This is a genomic window from Virgibacillus byunsanensis (assembly GCF_042675965.1).
In the GTDB taxonomy this organism is placed as follows: domain Bacteria; phylum Bacillota; class Bacilli; order Bacillales; family Amphibacillaceae; genus Virgibacillus_R; species Virgibacillus_R byunsanensis.
Window position 1 is genome coordinate 25,956 of record NZ_JBHTKJ010000001.1, and the last position, 22,691, is coordinate 48,646.

Consider the following 22,691-nt stretch of genomic DNA (forward strand, 5'->3'; position numbering starts at 1 on the left):
TTTTGAAAATTGGGGTAAAGTAAGTGGTTATTACAAAAGTGGAGATACCCGTTTAGCGACGTATGGGCTGGACTGATCCGTATGAGATTCACTCCAGAGTATAAGATTCACTTTGACTTTCGCCATAGTTAAGTTCATCTATGTAAGGAGGAGAAGGAAGCCCGTTAGTCGGTGGGCACTGGAACTGGTTGTTACTCAAACGCAATAATGTAACATATACATATAACTCCAGTTTAATAGCAAAAACCGAGATTTAGAGTCTCGGTTTTTCTGTAATAGTCCTTTATTTTGATACAAGTGTTGGAGCTGTGTCAGATAGTTGACTGATCTCCACTCCTTGATAATAATGCTTTACGATTTCCTGATACGACTTACCTTCCTCAGCCATTCCATTGGCACCGTATTGACTCATACCGATCCCGTGACCGAATCCTTTTGTCGTAAATATAAGGTGGTTATTTTTTTGTTCAATTGTAAAATCACTTGAGCGTAAATCTAATGCTTCTCTAACTTTTCTTCCGGAAAATGTGTTTCCAGCGAGTGCTAATTCGCTAACACGACCACTTTCTGTTCTGGAAAGCCTCATTGTTAATAACTCTCCATTGGGAAGATCAATGGCTAATGTTTGTTCCACATCATTAATAGTAAAGATTTTTTGATCTAGGAATTTTGGGGAATCTTCATCCCACGGACTTTCTACACTGCGTAAATATGGTGATTTATTTTCCCAATAGTCCTCCGAGTTCTCGGTATAGCCATTACTTGTCGAGAAATATGCAGGTGTGATTGTAGTATCCTCATAGGTTAAAATTTCCCCTTTAGTTGCTGCAACTGCTTCGGTTATTTTTTCCATCTTCCAATTATAATCATTATCCAAAATTCTTCTCAAATCCTCATCGTTATTGTACACTTGGTGGCTTGTTGTGTCTGTAACATCAGGTTCTGAGGGGTTATCTTGATAAAGTAAATGGTTAACGATATAGGTTCTAGCTGCAAGTGATTGTGCTTTCAAGGCTTCCACTTCAAATTCACCAGGCATTTCGGATGCAACGACTCTGGCTACATATGTTTCTAATGGAACGTCCTCAATTTTTTCTGAGTTGGCTCGCATGACCGCGACGGAAAATGGTGAATCTCCAGCAGTTAACTCAATGGTTTCTGAAGGGACTGTTTCATCAATCGTGTTGGATTCCTCCGCTTCATCTTTAATAAATGGTACGACTACCAATGTTGGAATGACTAGAATGATGGTAACCATTGCAATTAAAAATACTAAACTTGGAACTTTCCATGGGGAGGGTTGTTTGAATTGTGTCGATTTTCCTTTTCCAAGCTTGACTGGCGCATACGAATCTCGCTGGTGTGTTCTTTGCTGTTTACGCATAGTCGTTTTTCTTTGTTTCCACGATTTTGGTACCGTTTTATATTTGTATTTGCGATTTTTCATACACTGCCTCCTTGCATAAATAATAGTAGTGAATACAAATAGCATATTGTCGTCTTAACAGATGGGTTCATTTTAACAACCATTTTTTCTAGCATTCCTACTATTAAACTTATACATTTGGAGGAAAAAATAGAACAAGAAAAACCCTTTGCATCACGCAAAGAGTTTTACATGTAATTAAGTGATAGGTTTTTTATGATCTAGCGTTTCATCATAAAGGTGGCAGGCAACATAATGATTTGGCTCAACTTCTTGCCATACGGGCTTTTTCATGAAACATACTTCCATTGCCATGGGACAGCGTGTACGAAAAACACACCCACTAGGCGGATTAATCGGACTTGGAAGCTCACCCTCCAATATGACCCTTTCCCTGCTTTCCTCGATATCAGGGTCCGGTATTGGAATAGCAGACAGTAATGCTTGTGTGTATGGGTGGAGCGGGTTGTCATAGAGTGATTCACTTTCCGTTAGCTCAACCAAATTCCCTAGATACATGACACCAATTCGGTCTGAAATTTGTTTTACCATAGACAGGTCATGGGCAATAAACAGGAATGTTAACCCCTTTTCCTCTTGCAGTTCTTTCAATAAATTAACAACCTGTGCCTGAACAGATACATCCAACGCTGAAATGGGTTCATCCGCGATGATGAAATCCGGGTTTAAAGCTAATGCCCGCGCTATTCCGATACGCTGGCGTTGTCCACCACTGAATTCATGTGGATAACGGTTTGCATGGTCACGATTTAACCCTACTTCTTCTAGTAATTGATAGACTCGGTCAAGTTGTTCTTTTTTATTGGCATATAATCCGTGCACTTCCATTGGTTCAGCAATTACCTCACGAACGGTTGAACGTGGGTTTAGCGATGCATATGGATCCTGAAAAATCATTTGCATCTGATGATAGAATTTAAACTTTTCCTTCGTGTCTAGTTCATGGACATTTTTTCCATCATAGATGACATCGCCTGCTGTCTTATTATAAAGACCCATAATCGTACGTCCAATAGTTGATTTACCACAGCCGGATTCACCAACAAGCCCAAACGTTTCCCCTTTGTTCACATGAAACGTGACATTGTCGACAGCTTGAAGTACATTACCTTTACCCATCTCGAAGTATTTTTTCAGCTCTTTTACTTCTAAAATTTTATTATCCATCATTATTTCTCCTCTGTATTTTGCCAATAACGCCGTGCCCCGCAAAATTCTTTATCATAAACCGTATCTTTTAAGGTAATTATTTCAATGCCTTTACCCGTTTGTGGTGAATGAATCATTTTTCCATTTCCATAATAGATTCCTACATGGTGGAGCTTCCCTTTTCCTTCTTCATACGCGAAGAAAAGCAGGTCTCCTGGTAAAAGATGGTCATAGGCTATTTCCTCACCACCCAGGTTTGCCTGGTCTCCTGCGTCACGTGGTATTTGATACCCATTTGCTCTATGCATCGCATAAGCGAAACCCGAACAGTCAAATCCAAATGAACTCATTCCACCCCAGAAATAATCAAGGCTCACATAAGGTTCTCCTGATTGAACGATAGCAGTTCCAGCGCGTTTTGGAAGACCTTGTGCTCCATCAAATACTTGGACAGCATGTGCTGGCACAAAGCGCTTGCCGTGTGGTGTTTTAACTTCGATTCGGTCGTTGTTCGTTGTTTCTACTGGTAGGACCGTCATGAAGCTGACTTTCATGAACTGATCTCCATTTTCATCTTCTAGTGTGGCCTTGTCATTTACGACAGCTGCATACTGTTCGCTCACCCAGTCATTTTTCTGGACTTTTTCAAGTTGTTTAAACGGAACCCAGCCTGGATACCCGCGGTTATCTTTTTTAGATGGTTGTGTTGGCACGATCACGTGTGCCCAGTCATCCTTCACCTCTGTAACGATTACTGCTTCCCCGTATAGTAATTGTGATTGAACGCGATTTTCATCACATAGAGCAACAGTAGATTCATAGCTCAGGCTGTCAATCCATTGATCGATGTTCGTCGGATTCGTCGTTCCTGGAGTATCAATCTCTCTTGCTGATGTTGGGGATGTCCAGACGGTTGCTACTTGAACCGCGGTAACCCAAAGCTCTTCTGTATATTGATCAAACGTTTGTTTAGTCATGTGATGCTCTCCTTTCCCTTGGAACTGGATTTTAGCTAGATAGTTAAGTTATGTGCACGTTAAGGCGGACTTGCTCTATTATAATGTTATTTTGACTGATTATTGAAGCTGATTCCGCGTTTTGTTACGTTAATTCCGCGATTTTGCTGGTTATTCCGCGGTATTACAGGATAATTCCGTATTTTTGCTGATTATTCCGCGTAAACATTAGTTAATTCCGCGTTTCTACTTAACTGCGAACTGTCTATCAATCGTGTCTATTCCTAATCCCGGTTTGCTTCCTATTTCGATTGATTTTCCTCGATACGTTACACCACCACCGGCAATTACGTCACCTGAGAGCATTAATGGTGCATCAAAATCGTATCGCGTCACATTCGGTTGGCTAGCCGCAAAATGGGCTGCTGCAGTTATGCCAATCTTCGTTTCTATCATGCTGCCAACCATACATTCTACTCCATATACATCTGCTAGTTTTGCAATTTTTAACGCTTGATGGATGCCGCCAGCCTTCATTAATTTAATATTAATCATATCTGCAGCTCCAGATTCTAGGACGCGCTTAGCATCATTTGGTGAGAATACACTTTCATCTGCCATGATCGGTGTATCCGTATGATCTGTTACATATTGTAAGCCTTCGATATCGTGAGCCTTTACGGGCTGTTCAATTAATTCGATGTTCAATCCGAGATCTTCCATTTTCCGGATTGCTCGGACTGCTTCCTTCGCTTTCCAGCCTTGATTTGCATCTAAGCGAATAAGTGCATCTGGACCAATTTGTTTACGGATTGCCTCAATTCGTTTTACATCTGTCTCTATCAGGTCTTTTCCTACTTTTACTTTTAATGCCGTAAATCCATTATCAATATATTTCTCGGCATCTGTAGCCATTTCTTCGGGGCTGTTGACGCTTACCGTATAATCCGTTTCAATTGTATCATTGTAGCCACCAAGGAAATTCGCCAGAGACATGTTAGCATGTTGGGCGATACAGTCATATAACGCCATGTCGAGAGCTGCTTTAGCGCTTGAGTTGCCGACAGCACTTTGATGAATTTTTTCAAAAACTCGCTCCCGATTTAGAAGTGATTCGCCTACGATTAATGGTTTCATAATTCCATTAATCGCAAATTCAATACTGGCCAGGCTATAACCTGTAATGACGTGGGTTGGTGGTGCTTCTCCCCAACCAATTATAGCATCGTCACAGGTTACTTTAACTACTATTGATTCAGCAACGGTTACCGTGCGCAACGCAGTTTTGAAGGGTGTATGTAAAGGGATGGCAATTCGATACGTTTCGATTTTTTCTATATTCATATGCTTACCTCCATGGAGTAAAAAGTTGTGCGATAATGCGATAATGTTGTGCAATAATGCGCTAATGCTGTGCGATAATGTACGAATGCTGTGCAACAATGCTCGAATGCTGTGCGATAATGTACGAATGCTGTGCAACAATGCTCGAATGCTGTGCGATAATGTACGAATGCTGTGCAACAATGCTCGAATGCTGTGCGATAATGTACGAATGCTGTGCGATTACGCTCGAATGCTGTGCAATTATGCCGAAATGTCGTTTACAAATCTTTATTCAAAATCATTCAACACCTGCATCTACAGTCAATGTTTTCTTAGAACTCGATAGTTTTGCATGAACACCTAATGGCACAGAGAAATGTGGCAGACAGTGTCCGATTTTAAATCCGCTGATTACAGGTATGTTTAGCTTATCGAGGTAATCGTGGAAGACTTGTTCCATCGTAAGGGATGGCTTTTCTACTTTGGGCTCTGATTCGGCAAAATCTCCAACAACAATTCCTGTTGCCTCGGCTAGTTTTCCTGATAGTTTCAATTGATTTAACATCGCGTCCACTCGGTATGGTTCCTCACCAATATCTTCTAATAAAATTATTTTTCCTTTTGTATCGATTTCATAAGGGGTTCCGATCGTGCTTACGAGTAATGATAGGTTACCACCAACGAGTTCTCCTTCTGCTTCCCCAGAAACTCGAACACACAATGGAGAGGATTTTTCCGAATAGCATAGTTTCGTTGGTTCGAAGAGTTGTTCAAACATCCTACCTGAAAGCTCGTCAAAATCATCCTGGCTAATGTCAGATGCAAGCATCGGTCCGTGAAACGTTACGAGACCTGTTGCTTGATGGAATGCTGTATGTAAATAGGTGATATCACTATAGCCCCAAATGATTTTTGGATTATTTCTAACTAAATTGTAGTCAATATCCGAGGCGATTCGTCCTGCACCATATCCACCACGGGCAAAAATAATTGCTTTTATGTTTTTATCTGCAATCATTTCATGTAAATCAGCTAGTCGTTGTTCATCTGTACCTGCTAGATAGCCATTTTTCTCTTCAATATGCTGGCCTAGTTGGACATGTAAGCCCAATTTTTCAAAAAATGGAATGGCTTTATGCAGCTTCTCCATATTCACAGGACCTGATGGTGCAATGACACCAATCGTGTCTCCTTTTTGCAATCGTGCTGGTTTCATCATTTGAGAACCCTTCTTTCAAAAACAATATGTATGATGTAAGGAAAAAGGAGCGGCTCAAATACACTTGTATATGAGCCATTCCTGTTATCCTATTAAACTATTGTTTGTCTGCCCATTTCAGCTCTAAATAACCAACTGGGTGACGTACAACACCACTTACTTCATCACTATAAATGAATACTTGGTTATAGTAATGAACTGGGAAAAATGGCATTTCTTCAGCTAGAAGATTTTCTGCTTGATACATATATTCCCAACGTTGTTCTTCATCTGTTTCTGTTTTTGCATTAGCAATCAATTCATCGTACTCTTCATTTGACCAGCCAGTTCGGTTCATTGTTGAGTCAGTGATAAAGCTTTCTAGGAAGTTTACTGGATCACCATAGTCAAATATGAACGAGCTACGTGAAAATTGAAGATTTAATGCCTTTTGATCTTCTAAGAATACATTCCATTCCGTATTCTCAAGTTCTACATCCACACCAAGATTTTCTGTAAACATACCTTGAATCGTTTCAGCGATTGCTTTATGTGAATCACTTGTATTATAGGACATGACAACTTCTGGAAGCTCATCATAGCCTTCTTCTTCCATGCCTTCTTCCAATAATTGTTTTGCTTCTTCAGGGTTGAATTCTACTAGATCTCCATTTACATCACGGAAATCAGAACCTGATGGGCCTGTAAATCCTGGTGAAACAAACGCTGTTGCTGCTTTTTCTTTGTTTTTTGTTACATAATCTACAATATCCTGTTGATTAACTGCTAAAGCAAATGCTTTACGGATTTTCTCGTTTTGGAACGGCTCTTCTGTTACGTTGAAACGATAGAAGTATAGCCCTGCTTGCTCTTCAATAACGACATTATCACCATCGATAAGCTGATCAGCCATTTCAGATGGGATATTTGTCATATCAAGGTCGCCTGCTTCAAACATTTGATATTCTGTGTTTGTGTCGTTAACCATTGCCCAGTGAACTTTATCAAGACTTACAGTTTCTGCATCCCAATATTCTTCATTTTTAACCATTACCATTTCACTATCATGTTCCCATGACTCAAGTGAGAATGGGCCGTTAGAAACAAATGAATCTGCTTCTGCATACCACTCTGGATTTTCTTCAGCGACACTAGCATTTACAGGGAAAAATGCCGGATTTGAAATAACATGTAAGAAAAACCCTGTTGGAGCTGTTAAGGTAACTTCAAACGTTTTTTCATCTACTGCTGTTACTGCAACATCATCAACAGCACCTTCTCCATTATTGAAAGCTTCTCCGCCTTCAATAAAGTAACCTAGAAATGCTGCTGGTGAAGCTGTTTCAGGGTCTAACAACTGTTGCCATGCATACACAAAGTCTTCAGCTGTTACCGGATCACCATTTGACCAATTCGCATTTTCACGAAGCGTGAATGTATAGGTTTTCCCATCTTCTGAAAGATCCCAGTCTTCAGCAATTGCTGCTTGAGGTGTATCATCTTCCCCTAAACGTGTTAACCCTTCCATTAGGTTGTTTAAAACGTTCCATGATACGGAATCAAAACCTGATGGTGGGTTTAGTGATGTAGGTTCGTTACCATTGTTCATTTGTAATACTTTTTCACCGCCATCTTCACTATCACTACTTTCCTCTTCAGTAGTTTCTTCCCCATCACTACTATCTTCCGGCTCTTCTTCTCCAGCATTTTCACTTGTTGTACATGCTGTGAGTACCATAATAGTTAGTGCGGTCAGTAATAAAATTAACCACTTCTTCATACTAATTTTCCCCCTTATTATTTGGTGGCTGTTGCAGCCAAGAGTTGTTTAGCCCTTTCATCTTGCAGCCAGCAATCTACCTCATGTGTGTCACTAAGCTGTGATGAATTAGGATAAACTTTATCACACACCTCCATCGCTAACGGACATCTTGCTGTAAATGGACATCCGATAGGAGGTGAGAATAAATCTGGTGGTGTTCCATCAATAGGAACGAGTTTCTCCCCTTGTAAATCAAGGCGAGGAACTGATTTTAGTAACCCTTTGGTATAAGGGTGTTGGGTATGGTAGAAAATTTCTCGTTTCGTACCAACTTCGATAATTTTCCCAGCATACATTACGGCAATACGATCAGCGATTTTCGCGACTACCCCTAAATCATGGGTGATCAAAATAATAGAAACGCCTGTTTGTTCCTGAATTTTGCCAAATAGCTCTAGAATTTGTGCCTGTATGGTTACATCAAGTGCGGTCGTTGGTTCGTCTGCAATCAGAAGCTCTGGTTCACAAATAAGAGCCATAGCAATTACAATTCGCTGCCGCATACCTCCACTAAATTGGTGTGGATATTGTTTTAAGCGTTCCTCAGGATTTGGAATACCAACTAAGTCCATCATCTCGAAGGCTTTTTTCTTCGCCTGATCTCTGGAAATTGTATGGTGCTGGCGTAGTCCTTCCATCAGCTGTGATCCAATTGTTAAGGTTGGATTTAAGGCAGTCATCGGGTCTTGGAATATCATTGAAATATCAACACCACGGATCGAGCGCATTTCTTTTTCCGATAATTTGGTTAGCTCTCTTCCCTTGAACTTGATGATTCCATTAGAAATTTTACCTGGTGGGTCCGGGATCAAGCGCATGATCGCATTTGATGTAACACTTTTCCCGCAACCAGATTCACCTACTATTGCAAGGGTTTCCCCTTTATATAAATCAAAATTAACACCTCTAACGGCTTTAACTGTTCCTCCATATGTAGTGAATGTCACGTGGAGGTTATCGACTTCTAGAATTTTTTCCATGTGTATCACCTACTTCCTTAACTTCGGATCGAGTGCATCCTGAAGTCCATCACCTAATACGTTAAATGCAAACATTGTAAATGAAATGAAAAACGCCGGGAAGAACAATGTCCACCAGTATCCAGATAGAATTGCACCTAATGAATCGTTAGCCATAACACCCCAGCTTGCAAAAGGCGATTGAATACCTAATCCTAGAAAGCTTAGAAATGCTTCTGCAAAGATAGCTGTTGGTACTGTTAACGTCATTTGCACAATAATTGGCCCCATCGTATTAGGGAGTAAATTTTTTCGGATAATTCGTGCTGTTTTCGTTCCAAATGATTTAGAGGCGAGAACAAATTCATAGTTTTTAATCTGTAATACTTGCCCCCGCACAATTCGGGCCATTCCTACCCATCCTGTTACCGTTAAGGCAACAATGATCGTTGTTAAACTTGGTCCCATAACTACTAATAATAGAATGACAACTAAGAGATATGGAAGTCCATATAATATTTCGATAATACGCATCATGATGTTATCCGTGCGACCACCTTTATAGCCGGAAATTCCACCATAGATGATCCCAATAAAGAAATCTATTAAAGCTGCCATTAAGCCTACAAATAGGGATATTCTTGCCCCGTACCATGTTCTGGTAAACACGTCACGGCCTAATGAATCTGTACCAAACCAATGCGCTCCAGATGGTGACTGAAACTGATTTGGTAGATTCTGATCCTTAACCGAATATGGTGATAGAATTGGACCCAAAATGGCCATTATCCCTAGTAATATTAAAAATATTAGTCCGGCCATCGCCAATTTATTTTTGATAAGGCGTTTCCAAGCATCTTGCCAATAAGACAATGACGGCCTTGAAACGTTTTCGGCAGCACCCTTATCCTTTTCCTTCCATTTAAACCAGTCATTCGGTACTTCGGTCGGAGAATGAGGTACATTCATCTTGTTTGCTGGTTTCATCTTATTCTCCTCCCTTTTTGTGTACTTTAATACGCGGATCCAATATGCCATATGCTATATCAACTAAGAAAAGCATGAAAATGAGAAAGGCACTATAGAACACAGTAGTTCCCATGATTACAGGATAATCGCGCTGATTGATACTTTCGACAAAATACTGCCCCATTCCAGGTATAGCGAATATTTTTTCGATAACAAATGTTCCTGTTAAAATTCCAGCTAATAGTGTACCCATGATGGTAACAACTGGCATCAACGCATTTTTCAAAGCATGCTTGAAGACTATTTTCCAAGGTGATAGCCCTTTTGCACGAGCCATTTTAATATAATCCTGTGTCAGAACTTCAATCATGGTTGAACGAGTCAGTCTCGCGATAATCGCCATGGGTCCTGTTGCTAAGGCAAGTACAGGGAGTACCATATGAGCAGGACTTGACCAGGTAGCCACCGGGAAAATTCCTGTATTTACAGCTAACTGCTGAATCAGTAATGTTGCTAGCACAAAGTTCGGTATCGAAATTCCCAACACAGCAAAACTCATTGCCATATAATCAATGACACCATTGTGTCGTAGGGCCGCTACTATTCCTAGAATAATTCCGGATACAACAGCGAAAATAATCGTAATAATACCTAGTTCAAACGAGATAGGAAATCCCCGTCCGAGCAAATCATTTACCGTCTGTGTGGGTTGCTTGATCGATGGACCAAATTCGAATGTAGCAATCGATTTCAAATAAAGTAAATATTGAACATGGTAAGGTTCATCTAAATTATAATGTGCTTCTAAATTTCGTTGTACCGTTTCATTAGTTCCTCGCTCCTCGTTAAGTGGAGAACCAGGAATAGTTACCATCAGCACAAATGTAAGTGTAACGATAATCCATAAGGTCACAACCATTATAAGTAACCGTTTTAGTATGTATTGTAGCATGATTTTCCTCCAGTCATGAACAAAAGCTAGAAGCACCCGGTAGCGACGTATGGACTCGCCCGCGCATCGCGGTGGTTCGGCGTTGCCGCGCAAATCGGCGATTTTAGTCGAACATCCAAAATGAAACATGCCCTTCATAGGGGGATGCCGTCATTGGGCCAAGAGCCCGCTTTTAGTCGGGCCTCCTTATGCTAAGTAAATCGATTTCGTTAACTTATCGCATGAAGGTGAGGGAAGTCCACTAGTAGTTGGGCGTTTAAGCTGGACGTGTCTAAGCCTTACAACCAATTGTTCACAGCTAATTTTTATACTTCACATAATCATTGTAATGTCTTGATTTAAGCCAAGACCTAATAGTGATAATCTTAGAAATTTATATTCACAGAACCAACAATACGTATCAGTTCTTTCCGTATAAAAAGTCTGAGCTAAACACCAATGGCAGAGCTATAGTGTGTCTATAAATATCAAGTAATTAGGTTGAAAACGTGGTATTCGCCGCTAATTCTGTCATGACAAGCATCGCCTGATACGCTTCTAGTATATCTTTAGCTTGGTATTTTACAATTGTTGTTCCAGGTTCTATTTCGGTACCTGGCATCAGATTGGCCCACTCGGCCTGACCATGATTGCTAAATTCAATTTTTATTACTGGTTTATCTGGTGGTGTAAGTGCTTGCACATTCGCACGATTTTCGAACGCTTCTGTTACTTTAGTTGTTAAAAGTTCACCGGCCTTTTTCGGTGTCAAGCTTTTTACTGAAGATCGTGATATCGATTCCTTCACCGCTGCGGTTGTAATATTCGGAATAAGTTCCTCTGCTTCTTTACAAGCTTGATCGTCCCCTGCAACCATTAAAATCGGCACACCGAAATATCCTGCAACATAAGCGTTAAACCCCAGTTCTCCAATCGGTTTATCGTTTATAAAAAAGTTTCTTACTGCATGAACCATCGCATGTGACATCACGCCAAATTGACCTGCACGAGCATGATATCCAACAAAGATGGCACCTTCGTAGGTTGCGTCAAGCCCTTGCATCATAGATAGAGGTTTTACTTCACCAGTTATTAATCTAGCTTCTGTATGTAATTGGTCTATCAAAATATTATTCATTTTTGAGTGGCTATCATTTACCAGAATTTCTTCACAGCCGCTTTTATACGCTGCATCAATTACATAATTTGTTTCATCTGTCATGATCTTGCGTGCTCTTTCATAATTATGCTTTTTTGAATCTACATATGTATGATCCGGTAATCCTGTAATACCTTCCATGTCTACAGAAACATATAGCTTCATGATGTACTCCCCTTTATTCTCATTAATGATCTTAGTATTAGTAATATTCTTTCATCTTACCATAAGATACATGGTTGTTCAGTGGTGCATTTTTACTATTGTTTATTACACCTGGTAACCAACATGTGTCACAATTTTACGAAAATTAAAATAATAGATTATGCCAAACCTACAAAATAGTTTAGTTGAATAGTAGTCTTTAAATCGATTTGATATTTTTATTTTACCATAGCTTTTTTGTTATTAAAAGTCGTTTTCGCACGCCATCTTCATTGTTGCTATAAATTGCGACGTAACTTGAAAACACGATCAGTGCTCTGCTATCGCTCGCGAAAAACCTAGTGTATTTCCAGAGCGAGTAAAAGTACCAACCATCATCTCAAGTTACGGCGTATTTTATATCTAATCTCTCAAAAAACAATCTTTACGAAAACAGCCTTATTAAAAGTCGAGCATTTTTCAATGAGGGATTAAAAGCTCGTTAAAAAACAGATGAGCATAATTGCCCATCTGTTTTGAGAATTCATATACGTGATTAATATCCGTTTATTTTATATTTTAGAGAATTCAGCTACCATTCTATTTGGTTGAATATCCATTTCTTCTACTTGTACAAAAGGTCCAACAACGTCACCATTTTCATCCACTCGTTCAATATCAGCTCCTAAAGAAGCTAATTTTCCAGCTAAGTTTACATAGCCACGATCTAGATGCTTAAGCTCTGTTACATGTGTTAAGCCATCTGCATAAAGACCAGCTAAAATTAACGCAGCGGCAGCTCGTAAATCTGTTGCAGCAACTTCTGCTCCTTGGAGGTCACAACCACCCTCGATAATCACACTACGGCCTTCGATTTTCATTTTAGCGTTCATTCTACGAAATTCTTCTACATGCATAAAACGATTTTCAAATACGGTTTCGGTAATCACACTTGTGCCTTGTGCACATAACATTAAGGACATCATCTGTGATTGCATGTCAGTTGGAAAACCTGGATGTGGTAGAGTTTTAATATCTGTTGCCTTCAACTCTTTGGGACCAATAACACGTAATCCATTGTTTTCTTCCATAATCGTAACGCCCATTTCCTCGAGTTTGGAAATCACAGAACGCAAATGTTCACTAACTGCATTTTCAATTAGCACATTTCCACCTGTGATGGCTGCTGCAACCATAAACGTTCCAGCTTCTACCCTGTCGGGAATAATTGCATGTTCTGCACCGTGAAGCTTTTCCACACCTGTGATTTTAATCGTTTCCGTACCTGCACCTATTACTTTAGCACCCATTTTATTTAAGAAGTTAGCTAAATCAACTATTTCTGGTTCTTTTGCGCAATTTTCTATAATTGTTTTACCTTCAGCAAGTGTTGCAGCCATCATAATATTCTCTGTAGCCCCTACACTTGGCATATCTAGATAGATTTTCGCACCTTGTAAGCGGCCGTCAACTTCTACTTCTACAAAGCCGTTACCGACATGCACATCTGCCCCCATTGCTTCAAAACCTTTTAAATGTAAATCAATTGGACGTGAACCTATTGCACAACCACCTGGCATCGCAACATTTGCATGACCATATCGAGCCAAAAGTGGTCCTAAAACTAATACAGATGCCCTCATCTTACGCACATATTCGAATGGCGCCTCCGTTTTTAACTTTTTTGAAGCATCAACTGCCACTGCATTATTTTCAAATTGTACGTTTGCATTCATATTTCGTAAAACTTCATTAATCGTATAAACATCAGCTAGGACAGGAACATCGGTAATAAGACTCTTACCTTCACTTGCAAGAATACTAGCCGTTATGACTGGTAGGACGGCATTTTTAGCACCTTCTACATTTACGGTACCAGTTAATTGCTGCCCGCCTCTTACGATGATTTTTTCCATATTACAAATCTCCTTCAGATCCAATTTCACTATATTAATATTCATCTATTAGGATAGGTGTTCCTATCGTGTAATTTGATTTTCCATTTTCTGTTGCTGTAACTACTAGTTGAAAGTTAACCGGTTTGTCTGTGATCGTAATCTTTTCCGACCACATTGGTGTGTACCCGTAAACTATATTTTTATGCATTGAATTTTCTACTGTGTCATTTTGTGTCGTTACATGTTGTAAACCAAACTGTTGTTTTATTTTTTGAATAAAATAAACACTATTGATTATACCATGATCTATAGTTGTCAGACAAGAAAATATTTTAGCAGACATTGTAAAATATTGATTTAATATGTCGTGTTTCCTTGAAACATATGACTCTTTAATAGATTCATTCCATGCCTTACCTTCTATAAGTACATTGATCTCAGATTGGTAGTTTTCATCTTTTGGTATCAACACTTTATAATGTTCGATAATCCCCACCGAATTGTGTACGTCCCTAAATGAATATTCTATTATGTTTTCATCTTCTGCAACAGTGCCATTATATCTATTTTTTAATTCTTCGATAACTTTTTTTACTTTTTCTCTTTCCATTTGTTCCTTTATGGTGACTTGCCATTCCTCTACAGCAAGATCCTCACTCGTAACAAATGCAGTCATATCTATTAATTCATCTGATTGCGTATGATTGGCCATGGTTTCATTCGGTAGTAATAATAGTAAAAGTACCATAATAGCAGATTTTCTCATAAAAAAATCCTCCCTGTTCATTTCTGTATCTACAGTATGAACGGAAGAATTATCTGTTATACGTTTCCATATAATATTTTAATAGAATACTAGTTTACAATCATGACCGGGAGTATTACCCCGGCAATTAGAATAAATAGAGAAGATCTTGTGACCATTGCAAGAATTCAAGGAAAAACCTACTTACTCCAGCACCAACTACAATCGTTATGAACATTAAAAGAATTTTAGCTTCTGTTCCATGACCTTTTCTTATTAGTGGATCGAAATTTATTGTCTGTACAATTCTCCACGTAATAAAAATAAATAGTAAATGCGATATCATACTTGTAACAGCTAATTGTCCAATTGAAAACATGAGAACCACCTTATTTATATTCGTAATTTATTTGCTCTTTTCACTACTGATACTTTGCCACGTCCGATGGGAAATGTCAATTAATTGGTGTGTTAGGCGGAGTTGAATGGAGAAGCTTATGTAATTTACCCTATTGAAATAATCCAGAAAATAATTCATTTCCCGGGAAATATCGACATTAAATATGATTGATACTGTAAATTTGACTACACTAAAGCGCAAAAAACCCCTCGCAACATATGTTACAAGAGATTTTTCAATGATTTACCTTATGATATCTAATCGGTTCATTGCGCGTTTGAGTGCTAATTCTGCCCTTTGGAAGTCGATGTTATCTTGTTTAGTCTGAAGACGTTGCTCTGCTCGTGACTTTGCTTCTTGTGCACGATCAACATTTATTTCTGAAGGTTTCTCAGCAGATTGTGCCAGGATGGTCACTTTATCTGGTCGAACCTCCAAAAATCCGCCATTTACAGCAAGTCGCTGTTCATCATTTTCACGCTTTAATCGTACTGCGCTGATTGTTAATGGAGCGACTAATGGAATATGCCCTGGTAAGATACCGAGCTCCCCATTTTCTGCTTTACAGCTAACCATTTCAAAACTATCTTCCAACACTGGACCATCAGGAGTAACAACACTCACAATTAGTGTTTTCAATGTAACCCCTCCTCAGACTGGTAGATCCTTAGAGTGCTTGACATTGCAAAACACCCTAATGGCCTTCGTACATATAAGGATTATCCCTATACCTACACTTCTACCGTATGTCTTCGTTATTATTCCATACCTTTTGCTTTTTCAATTACATCTTCAATGCGTCCTACTAGACGGAATGCATCCTCTGGTAGGTCATCATATTTACCATCAAGAATTTGTTTAAAACCACTTACTGTTTCACTAACAGGTACATAAGAACCTTTTTGTCCTGTAAACTGCTCAGCTACGTGGAAATTTTGTGATAGGAAAAACTGGATACGACGTGCACGAGATACGGTTTGTTTATCTTCATCCGATAATTCATCCATACCAAGGATTGCAATAATATCCTGTAATTCTTTATATCGTTGAAGTGTACGTTGAACTTCACGTGCTACTTCATAATGCTCATCACCAACAACCTCAGGATCTAGTGCGCGTGATGTGGAAGCTAATGGATCCACCGCTGGGTAGATACCTTGCTCAGATAGTTTACGATCTAAGTTTGTTGTTGCATCTAAGTGAGCGAATGTTGTCGCAGGAGCAGGATCCGTATAGTCATCGGCAGGTACGTAAATCGCCTGGATTGACGTTACAGAACCTTTATCAGTTGATGTGATTCGCTCTTGTAATTGTCCCATCTCTGTTGCAAGTGTTGGCTGGTAACCAACGGCAGATGGCATACGGCCTAGAAGCGCGGATACCTCAGAACCTGCTTGAGTGAAACGATAAATGTTATCAACAAAGAACAACACGTCTTGTCCTTCTTCGTCACGGAAATATTCAGCCATGGTTAAGCCTGTAAGTGCAACACGCATACGTGCTCCAGGTGGCTCGTTCATCTGACCAAATACCATTGCCGTTTTTGTAATAACACCTGAATCTTTCATTTCATAGTAAAGGTCGTTACCTTCACGTGTACGCTCACCAACACCGGCGAATACGGATATACCACCGTGCTCTTGAGCAATGTTGTTAATTAATTCTTGGATAAGTACCGTTTTACCAACACCGGCACCACCAAATAAACCGATTTTACCACCTTTAATGTATGGTGCTAAAAGGTCAACAACTTTAATACCAGTTTCTAAAATTTCTGTGTCTGTCGCAAGGTTTTCAAATTTGGGTGCTTCACGGTGGATTGGATCCAGTCGTATATCTTTCGCTAATGGTTCATCAAGGTCAATGTTCTCACCTAGTACGTTAAATACACGGCCTAATGTTACCTCACCAACAGGAACTGTAATAGCACGTCCTAAATTTTCTACTGTCATACCACGTTTAATACCATCAGTTGATCCCATGGCGATGGTACGTACAGAATTGTCACCTAAATGAAGTGCTACTTCTAAAGTAAGATCAATACTTCCTTCAGCACTATCATCAGATTGATGGACAACTAATGCGTTATAAATTTCTGGAAGCTGGCTGTCTTCGAATTTTACGTCGACAACAGGTCCCATAACTTGTGTAACGTGTCCTTTGCTCATCGATTTCCCTCCTAACTAACTTTAGAAAAACGCTGCTTACATAGTCTTTCTTCGTAATTGATGACGTTTTTCTTATACTTAAACACTTAAATCGATAGGTCAGCGTACTATTCTAATGCAGCTACCCCGCCTACAATTTCAGTGATCTCTTGTGTAATAGCTGCTTGGCGTGCGCGGTTATAAGATAATGTTAAATCATCAATTAAGTCTTCGGCATTATCTGTTGCACTACGCATTGCAGTCATTCGTGCTGCGTGTTCACTTGCTTTACCGTCTAACAATGCACCATAAATTAAACTTTCGGCATATTGTGGTAAAAGCACTTCTAAAATCTGTTCTTGGTCTGGTTCATATTCATACTGACTACCTGAACCAGCATCTTCCATATTTGTTATCGGCAGGATTTTAGTTGTGGTAACTTCTTGCGAGATGGCACTTATATAGTGATTGTAAACAATACTTAGTTCATCAATTTCTTCATCACTAAACATCTGAACCGTCTCAGCTGCCAGTTCCTTAATGTCTGCAAAATTAGGTTGATCCGCTAGTCCTAAGATACTCTTAGCAACTGGCATGTCACGCTTCTTGCAGAATTCATAACCCATTCTTCCAATAGTAATAATTGTATATTCTTCAGGAGAGCTATGTCGGTCCTGGATCGTTTGAAGTAATCTTTTTAAAATACTACTATTATAAGCACCTGCTAAACCACGATCAGAAGTAACGACAAGATAACCTGCCTTTTTCACATTACGTTTTTCAAGCATGGGATGACTTGCATCCGTATTATTATTAGCAATACTTGCAACAACTTCCTGAATCTTTTCACTATATGGTACAAATGCACGAGCATTCATTTCTGCTTTACTCATTTTGGAAGCAGAAACCATTTCCATAGCTTTGGTAATTTGTTTCGTTTTCGTTGTCGAATCAATTCTATTTTTAATATCTTTTAGTGATGCCAAGCTTTTTCACCACCCTTTCTTGGTAAAAGGTTGCGTGTTACGAATTTTATTACGAATCACGTTCGGCAAGTCCAGTCTTTACGCCGCTGAACAGTTGCCTACGCTTTGATTTTATGCTCCAGTTGGTAAGAATGTTTTCTTAAATGATTCTACTGCATCATTCATATCATCTGCTTCTGGAAGGTTACCAGTATCGCGGATAGATGCTAGTAGTTCTTTACGGTTCTCATCTAACCAGATGTTCATTTCCGTTTCGAAGCGAGTAATATCTTCTACAGGAATATCATCTAAGAAGCCTTTTGTTAGTGCATAAATAATCATAACTTGTTTTTCAACAACTAATGGTTTATGCAATCCTTGTTTTAGTACTTCAACTGTACGTTCCCCACGATTTAGTTTCGCCTGTGTTGCTTTATCAAGGTCAGAACCAAATTGCGCGAATGCTTCTAGTTCACGGAATGATGCAAGGTCAAGACGTAATGTACCTGCAACCTTTTTCATCGCTTTGATCTGTGCGGAACCACCAACACGAGATACCGAAAGTCCTGCGTTAATTGCTGGACGTACACCTGAGAAGAATAAATCTGATTGTAAGAAGATTTGTCCATCCGTGATCGAGATTACGTTCGTTGGAATATATGCACCGATATCACCTGCTTGTGTTTCAACAAATGGTAGTGCTGTTAATGAACCGCCACCTAAAGCATCGCTTAACTTAGCTGCACGCTCTAGTAAACGTGAGTGCAAGTAGAATACATCCCCTGGGAATGCTTCACGACCTGGAGGACGACGCAAAAGTAAAGAAAGTTCACGATATGCTGTTGCTTGTTTTGATAAGTCATCATATACAACAAGAACATGTTTACCGTTATACATAAATTCTTCACCCATTGTTACACCTGCATATGGAGCTAGGTATAATAATGGAGCTGGATCTGATGCACCAGCAGTTACTACAATCGTATTATCTAATGCACCGTGGCGACGGAATGTTTCCACTGTTCCACGGACAGTTGATTCTTTTTGTCCAATTGCAACGTAAATACAAATCATATCCTGATCTTTTTGATTAATGATGGTATCTACTGCTACAGTTGTTTTACCTGTTTGACGGTCACCAATAATAAGTTCACGCTGGCCACGACCGATTGGCACAAGTGCGTCAATCGCTTTAATCCCTGTCTGTAATGGTTCATCAACTGATTTACGATCCATTACCCCAGGAGCAGCTCCTTCAATGGGACGAGTTTTAGTCGTTTCTGCTGGACCTCTTCCGTCAATTGTTTGACCAAGTGGGTTTACTACTCTACCTAGTAGTTCCTCCCCAACAGGTACTTGCATAATTCTGCCTGTGCGACGAACTTCATCGCCTTCTCTAATACCTGTGTATGGCCCTAAGATAACAATACCAACGTTGGATTCCTCAAGGTTTTGCGCCATACCCATAACACCGTTTGAAAATTCAACAAGCTCTCCGGCCATGACATCATCAAGACCATGAGCACGTGCGATACCGTCACCGACTTCAATAACCGTCCCGACATCACTTACTTCTATATCCGAGTCAAACCGCTCGATTTGCTGCTTAATCAGTGTACTGATTTCTTCAGCTTTGATGCTCATACCATTTCACCCCTATCATCATTTGTTCGTTAGAAAACTTGGCTTATCGCAGGTAGCGAAAGCCTTAAGCAGGTAAGATAGTTTTAACCTTTCTTAACTGCCAAGTTTAAAGTCACGTTCGATACGTCGTAGTTTTCCACTAATGGAGCCATCGTAAATCGTGTTGCCCATGCGGATTTTAACACCACCGATAATCGAAGGGTCTACAATATTTTCAAGCTTAATCGCTTTTTTATTAAACCGTTTAGCAAATTTACTCTCTAGCTCTTGTTTTTCCATATCGGATAATTCGCGAACAGAATATACGGTTGCTTGTGCTATTCCTTCTGCATCATTTACCAATTTAATAAAATGATCAATAGTGGATGGGATGATCTCAACTCGTTGACGTTCCACCAATAGCTTCATTGTGTTTAACACATCTGTTGAGTATCCTTGAAACGCTTCATCAAGAAATTGTTTCTTTTCCACATAATTAACCTTAGGATGCTTCAAGAATTTATAAAGTTGCTGATTGTTTTGAAAAACTTCACGTACAACGTGTAATTCTTCTATAAGCTTTTCTAATGTAGCTTTTTCATTTCCGAGCTGGAAAAGAGCTTCTGCATAACGTTTGGAAACTACTGCTTCACTCATCGCTCTTCTCCTACCTCTTTAATGTAATCATTGATCAAGTCTTCTTGATCCTGTGCACTTATTTCTTTTTCAATTACTTTACTTGCTATAAGTACAGATAATGAAGCCACTTTATCTTGAAGTGCTTGAAGTGCTTTTTCTTTTTCATTGCGAATTTCTTCTTGTGCTGACTGCTTAATTCGATCTGCTTCTTGGTGAGCATTTTCAATGATTGATTTTTCTTGGTTAGAACCAGCACTCTTTGCATCTTCAATGATTTGTTGAGCTTCTTGTTTGGTTTGTTTTAATTGTTCTGTAGCTTCTTTTGAAGCTTTTTCAGCTTCTGCGCGGCTCTTTTCTGCAGCTTCGATTTCACCAGCAACGTATTCTTCACGTTTTTGCATCATTCCAATTACTGGACCCCATGCGAACTTACGCAATAGGACAAGCAAAATAACGAAGAAGAATAACTGCATTAGCATGTCTCCAACATGAAGACCACCAAGTGCTGCATTTATAGTAGAAAATCCAGTGAATGCTTGCACAGAATTCACTCCTTTCACCTTCATTTAGAGAACATTACACGATTGCAAAGTTCAGTTATATCTTCATTTTAAAAAATAGTAAAAAGCATAACAACGGCGAAGGTTCTAATTCAGACATACTCCGCCATCTTTTTTAGTAATAAGTTATTACATTACCATTAGTGCGATTACTACCGCGATGATAGGCATAGCCTCAACCAAACCAACACCAATAAACATCGTTGTTTGTAGTTGACCTTTTAGTTCTGGTTGACGAGCAATCCCTTCAACCGTACGACTTACAATTAAACCGTTACCTACACCAGCACCAAGTGCCCCTAATCCTACTGCGATTGCAGCTGCTAAAGCTCCCATAATATAAATCCTCCTCAAAATAGTTGTATAAGTTTTTTCATAATTTCCTTTTTCAGCATGAAAGCTAAAATAGGCTAATTAACAATTGGATGTAGCTTAATGATCGCTACTTACTTTATGTGACATGTAAACCATTGCCAGCATAGTGAAAATAAATGCTTGGATAGCACCGATAAATATACTAAATCCTTGCCATGCCAAGAATGGAATTGCTCCACCAAGGAAGCCTAATACACTTGAGGTTGTTACACCTACTAGTAAACTTAGTAGTACTTCACCGGCATATAAGTTACCGAAAAGACGTAAACCTAACGTTAATGTGTTTGCAAATTCCTCGATAATTTTTATCGGAAATAAGAATGGCAGCGGTCGGAAATATTCCTTCACATACTCTTTTCCGCCTCGCATCTTAACACCATAATAGTGTGTTAGAACAATTACCATCGCGGAAAGCGTTAATGTGACACTTGGATCTGCTGTTGGTGATTTCCACCATAGATCGTGGCCAAACACCCCATTTGTTATAACACCTAGCATATTACCCACAAGAATGTATGTAATTAATGTTAGTGCTAATGGCAAGAAGACCTTACCTGTTTTCCAGTCCATCGTGTCGTTAATAATTCCTTTAACAAAGTCCAGAATCCATTCCATGAAGTTCTGCACACCTGTTGGCTTCATTTGTAATTTCCTTGCACCCAACATACTGAGGACAAATACGATTAATGACGTAATTGCAATCATTAATACGTTGGACATATTAAAATCAAGCCAGGATATTCCAAATACATCTCTTAACATTGGTGCTCCATGATCCACCTTGTTCACCCCTCTTTCATACTATAATCCTTGTTTTCTAGAAAGCCTTGGCTCCTCACCAAAATCGTGGCAAAAGCTTTGGATTATCTTATTTCTTAGGACTTTCTTCACTCTTAAAGTGGGATATAACAAAATCTATCACCATGACGAGATAGGATGTCATTAATCCAATTATTACAGCGATAATGTGAAAATAGTCTTCAAAACGAAGTGCGATAATGACTGCCAATGCAACAGCAGCAAATCGCGATACAGTGCCAAGCCCTCTTGCGGGTTGCTTTTTTGCAACAGCCTCTGTAAAGTCGTATGTTTTCCTTTGAAGAAGCACTAAGTTATATAAACTAATTACGCTTCCTAAAAGAAGACCGAGGAAGATACGGAGATATGGGGTGAACCCTGCTCCAAGTACCAATAATGCCAAAAGGTAGAACATCCACTTACGTTGACGCGCAATCATATTTTCATAATGCGACATAATATTACTTTTCCCCCGTTTTGT

At 39.4% G+C, this 22,691-nt stretch carries 22 protein-coding genes; all 22 read right to left on the reverse strand.

The window, feature by feature from the left end:
* Positions 1–283: 283 nt before the first annotated feature.
* Positions 284–1,447 (reverse strand): stage II sporulation protein D, encoded by a 1,164-nt coding sequence (spoIID, locus tag ACFQ3N_RS00135; protein WP_390358389.1) that lies wholly within the window; start codon positions 1,445–1,447, stop codon positions 284–286.
* A 177-nt stretch (positions 1,448–1,624) separates the two neighbouring features.
* On the reverse strand, positions 1,625–2,614 hold the full coding sequence (locus ACFQ3N_RS00140; RefSeq protein WP_390358390.1) for an ABC transporter ATP-binding protein: 990 nt from the start codon (positions 2,612–2,614) through the stop codon (positions 1,625–1,627).
* Between the two features lie 2 nt (positions 2,615–2,616).
* A complete protein-coding gene (locus ACFQ3N_RS00145) occupies positions 2,617–3,573 on the reverse strand; it encodes a C40 family peptidase (RefSeq protein ID WP_390358392.1) in 957 nt (318 codons plus the stop codon).
* Between the two features lie 225 nt (positions 3,574–3,798).
* On the reverse strand, positions 3,799–4,896 hold the full coding sequence (locus tag ACFQ3N_RS00150; RefSeq protein ID WP_390358394.1) for a mandelate racemase/muconate lactonizing enzyme family protein: 1,098 nt from the start codon (positions 4,894–4,896) through the stop codon (positions 3,799–3,801).
* Between the two features lie 280 nt (positions 4,897–5,176).
* Positions 5,177–6,097: a S66 peptidase family protein gene (locus tag ACFQ3N_RS00155; RefSeq protein WP_390358395.1), complete on the reverse strand. Its 921-nt coding sequence runs from the start codon at positions 6,095–6,097 to the stop codon at positions 5,177–5,179.
* Positions 6,098–6,194: 97 nt separating this feature from the next.
* Positions 6,195–7,856: a peptide ABC transporter substrate-binding protein gene (locus tag ACFQ3N_RS00160; protein WP_390358396.1), complete on the reverse strand. Its 1,662-nt coding sequence runs from the start codon at positions 7,854–7,856 to the stop codon at positions 6,195–6,197.
* A 17-nt stretch (positions 7,857–7,873) separates the two neighbouring features.
* Positions 7,874–8,878 (reverse strand): ABC transporter ATP-binding protein, encoded by a 1,005-nt coding sequence (locus ACFQ3N_RS00165; protein WP_390358397.1) that lies wholly within the window; start codon positions 8,876–8,878, stop codon positions 7,874–7,876.
* A gap of 9 nt (positions 8,879–8,887) precedes the next feature.
* On the reverse strand, positions 8,888–9,844 hold the full coding sequence (locus ACFQ3N_RS00170; protein ID WP_390358398.1) for an ABC transporter permease: 957 nt from the start codon (positions 9,842–9,844) through the stop codon (positions 8,888–8,890).
* Between the two features lies 1 nt (position 9,845).
* The gene (locus ACFQ3N_RS00175) at positions 9,846–10,778 is read right to left on the reverse strand and encodes an ABC transporter permease (RefSeq protein ID WP_390358399.1); all 933 of its coding nucleotides are present in this window, start codon (positions 10,776–10,778) and stop codon (positions 9,846–9,848) included.
* A gap of 475 nt (positions 10,779–11,253) precedes the next feature.
* Entirely contained in the window at positions 11,254–12,081 is an 828-nt protein-coding gene (locus tag ACFQ3N_RS00180; protein WP_390358401.1) for a M55 family metallopeptidase, read from the reverse strand.
* 551 nt (positions 12,082–12,632) lie between these two features.
* Positions 12,633–13,976 carry a UDP-N-acetylglucosamine 1-carboxyvinyltransferase gene (gene murA, locus ACFQ3N_RS00185; protein WP_390358403.1) on the reverse strand — a complete coding sequence of 448 codons (1,344 nt, stop codon included), beginning with the start codon at positions 13,974–13,976 and terminating at the stop codon, positions 12,633–12,635.
* Positions 13,977–14,010: 34 nt separating this feature from the next.
* Positions 14,011–14,724 (reverse strand): YwmB family TATA-box binding protein, encoded by a 714-nt coding sequence (locus ACFQ3N_RS00190; RefSeq protein ID WP_390358405.1) that lies wholly within the window; start codon positions 14,722–14,724, stop codon positions 14,011–14,013.
* Between the two features lie 127 nt (positions 14,725–14,851).
* On the reverse strand, positions 14,852–15,082 hold the full coding sequence (locus ACFQ3N_RS00195; protein WP_390358407.1) for a DUF1146 family protein: 231 nt from the start codon (positions 15,080–15,082) through the stop codon (positions 14,852–14,854).
* Positions 15,083–15,346: 264 nt separating this feature from the next.
* Complete coding sequence (locus ACFQ3N_RS00200; RefSeq protein ID WP_390358409.1) at positions 15,347–15,742, reverse strand: F0F1 ATP synthase subunit epsilon; 396 nt, start codon at positions 15,740–15,742, stop codon at positions 15,347–15,349.
* Positions 15,743–15,861: 119 nt separating this feature from the next.
* The gene (gene atpD / locus ACFQ3N_RS00205) at positions 15,862–17,271 is read right to left on the reverse strand and encodes a F0F1 ATP synthase subunit beta (protein ID WP_390358411.1); all 1,410 of its coding nucleotides are present in this window, start codon (positions 17,269–17,271) and stop codon (positions 15,862–15,864) included.
* A 107-nt stretch (positions 17,272–17,378) separates the two neighbouring features.
* Positions 17,379–18,236, reverse strand: a complete 858-nt coding sequence (gene atpG / locus ACFQ3N_RS00210) for an ATP synthase F1 subunit gamma (protein ID WP_390358413.1) — start codon at positions 18,234–18,236, stop codon at positions 17,379–17,381.
* A gap of 111 nt (positions 18,237–18,347) precedes the next feature.
* Positions 18,348–19,859 carry a F0F1 ATP synthase subunit alpha gene (atpA, locus tag ACFQ3N_RS00215; protein ID WP_390358415.1) on the reverse strand — a complete coding sequence of 504 codons (1,512 nt, stop codon included), beginning with the start codon at positions 19,857–19,859 and terminating at the stop codon, positions 18,348–18,350.
* Positions 19,860–19,952: 93 nt separating this feature from the next.
* Positions 19,953–20,495, reverse strand: coding sequence for a F0F1 ATP synthase subunit delta (locus ACFQ3N_RS00220; protein WP_390358417.1), 543 nt, complete (start codon positions 20,493–20,495; stop codon positions 19,953–19,955).
* Positions 20,492–21,019: a F0F1 ATP synthase subunit B gene (gene atpF, locus ACFQ3N_RS00225; RefSeq protein ID WP_390358419.1), complete on the reverse strand. Its 528-nt coding sequence runs from the start codon at positions 21,017–21,019 to the stop codon at positions 20,492–20,494. The genes ACFQ3N_RS00220 and atpF overlap by 4 nt, the downstream gene beginning before the upstream one ends.
* A gap of 147 nt (positions 21,020–21,166) precedes the next feature.
* Positions 21,167–21,373 (reverse strand): F0F1 ATP synthase subunit C, encoded by a 207-nt coding sequence (gene atpE / locus ACFQ3N_RS00230; RefSeq protein WP_019378207.1) that lies wholly within the window; start codon positions 21,371–21,373, stop codon positions 21,167–21,169.
* A 96-nt stretch (positions 21,374–21,469) separates the two neighbouring features.
* The gene (gene atpB / locus ACFQ3N_RS00235) at positions 21,470–22,192 is read right to left on the reverse strand and encodes a F0F1 ATP synthase subunit A (protein WP_390358421.1); all 723 of its coding nucleotides are present in this window, start codon (positions 22,190–22,192) and stop codon (positions 21,470–21,472) included.
* Positions 22,193–22,280: 88 nt separating this feature from the next.
* Entirely contained in the window at positions 22,281–22,667 is a 387-nt protein-coding gene (locus tag ACFQ3N_RS00240; RefSeq protein WP_390358423.1) for an ATP synthase subunit I, read from the reverse strand.
* Positions 22,668–22,691: the final 24 nt, after the last annotated feature.

Excerpts from the sequence above, each read along its gene's own strand:
- spoIID (WP_390358389.1), bottom strand. The coding sequence starts at position 1,447 with ATGAAAAATCGCAAATACAAATATAAAACGGTACCAAAATCGTGGAAA.
- ACFQ3N_RS00140 (WP_390358390.1), bottom strand. The coding sequence starts at position 2,614 with ATGGATAATAAAATTTTAGAAGTAAAAGAGCTGAAAAAATACTTCGAG.
- ACFQ3N_RS00145 (WP_390358392.1), bottom strand. The coding sequence starts at position 3,573 with ATGACTAAACAAACGTTTGATCAATATACAGAAGAGCTTTGGGTTACC.
- ACFQ3N_RS00150 (WP_390358394.1), bottom strand. The coding sequence starts at position 4,896 with ATGAATATAGAAAAAATCGAAACGTATCGAATTGCCATCCCTTTACAT.
- ACFQ3N_RS00155 (WP_390358395.1), bottom strand. The coding sequence starts at position 6,097 with ATGATGAAACCAGCACGATTGCAAAAAGGAGACACGATTGGTGTCATT.
- ACFQ3N_RS00160 (WP_390358396.1), bottom strand. The coding sequence starts at position 7,856 with ATGAAGAAGTGGTTAATTTTATTACTGACCGCACTAACTATTATGGTA.
- ACFQ3N_RS00165 (WP_390358397.1), bottom strand. The coding sequence starts at position 8,878 with ATGGAAAAAATTCTAGAAGTCGATAACCTCCACGTGACATTCACTACA.
- ACFQ3N_RS00170 (WP_390358398.1), bottom strand. The coding sequence starts at position 9,844 with ATGAAACCAGCAAACAAGATGAATGTACCTCATTCTCCGACCGAAGTA.
- ACFQ3N_RS00175 (WP_390358399.1), bottom strand. The coding sequence starts at position 10,778 with ATGCTACAATACATACTAAAACGGTTACTTATAATGGTTGTGACCTTA.
- ACFQ3N_RS00180 (WP_390358401.1), bottom strand. The coding sequence starts at position 12,081 with ATGAAGCTATATGTTTCTGTAGACATGGAAGGTATTACAGGATTACCG.
- murA (WP_390358403.1), bottom strand. The coding sequence starts at position 13,976 with ATGGAAAAAATCATCGTAAGAGGCGGGCAGCAATTAACTGGTACCGTA.
- ACFQ3N_RS00190 (WP_390358405.1), bottom strand. The coding sequence starts at position 14,724 with ATGAGAAAATCTGCTATTATGGTACTTTTACTATTATTACTACCGAAT.
- ACFQ3N_RS00195 (WP_390358407.1), bottom strand. The coding sequence starts at position 15,082 with ATGTTTTCAATTGGACAATTAGCTGTTACAAGTATGATATCGCATTTA.
- atpD (WP_390358411.1), bottom strand. The coding sequence starts at position 17,271 with ATGAGCAAAGGACACGTTACACAAGTTATGGGACCTGTTGTCGACGTA.
- atpA (WP_390358415.1), bottom strand. The coding sequence starts at position 19,859 with ATGAGCATCAAAGCTGAAGAAATCAGTACACTGATTAAGCAGCAAATC.
- ACFQ3N_RS00220 (WP_390358417.1), bottom strand. The coding sequence starts at position 20,495 with ATGAGTGAAGCAGTAGTTTCCAAACGTTATGCAGAAGCTCTTTTCCAG.
- atpE (WP_019378207.1), bottom strand. The coding sequence starts at position 21,373 with ATGGGAGCTTTAGCAGCTGCAATCGCAGTAGGATTAGGGGCACTTGGT.
- ACFQ3N_RS00240 (WP_390358423.1), bottom strand. The coding sequence starts at position 22,667 with ATGTCGCATTATGAAAATATGATTGCGCGTCAACGTAAGTGGATGTTC.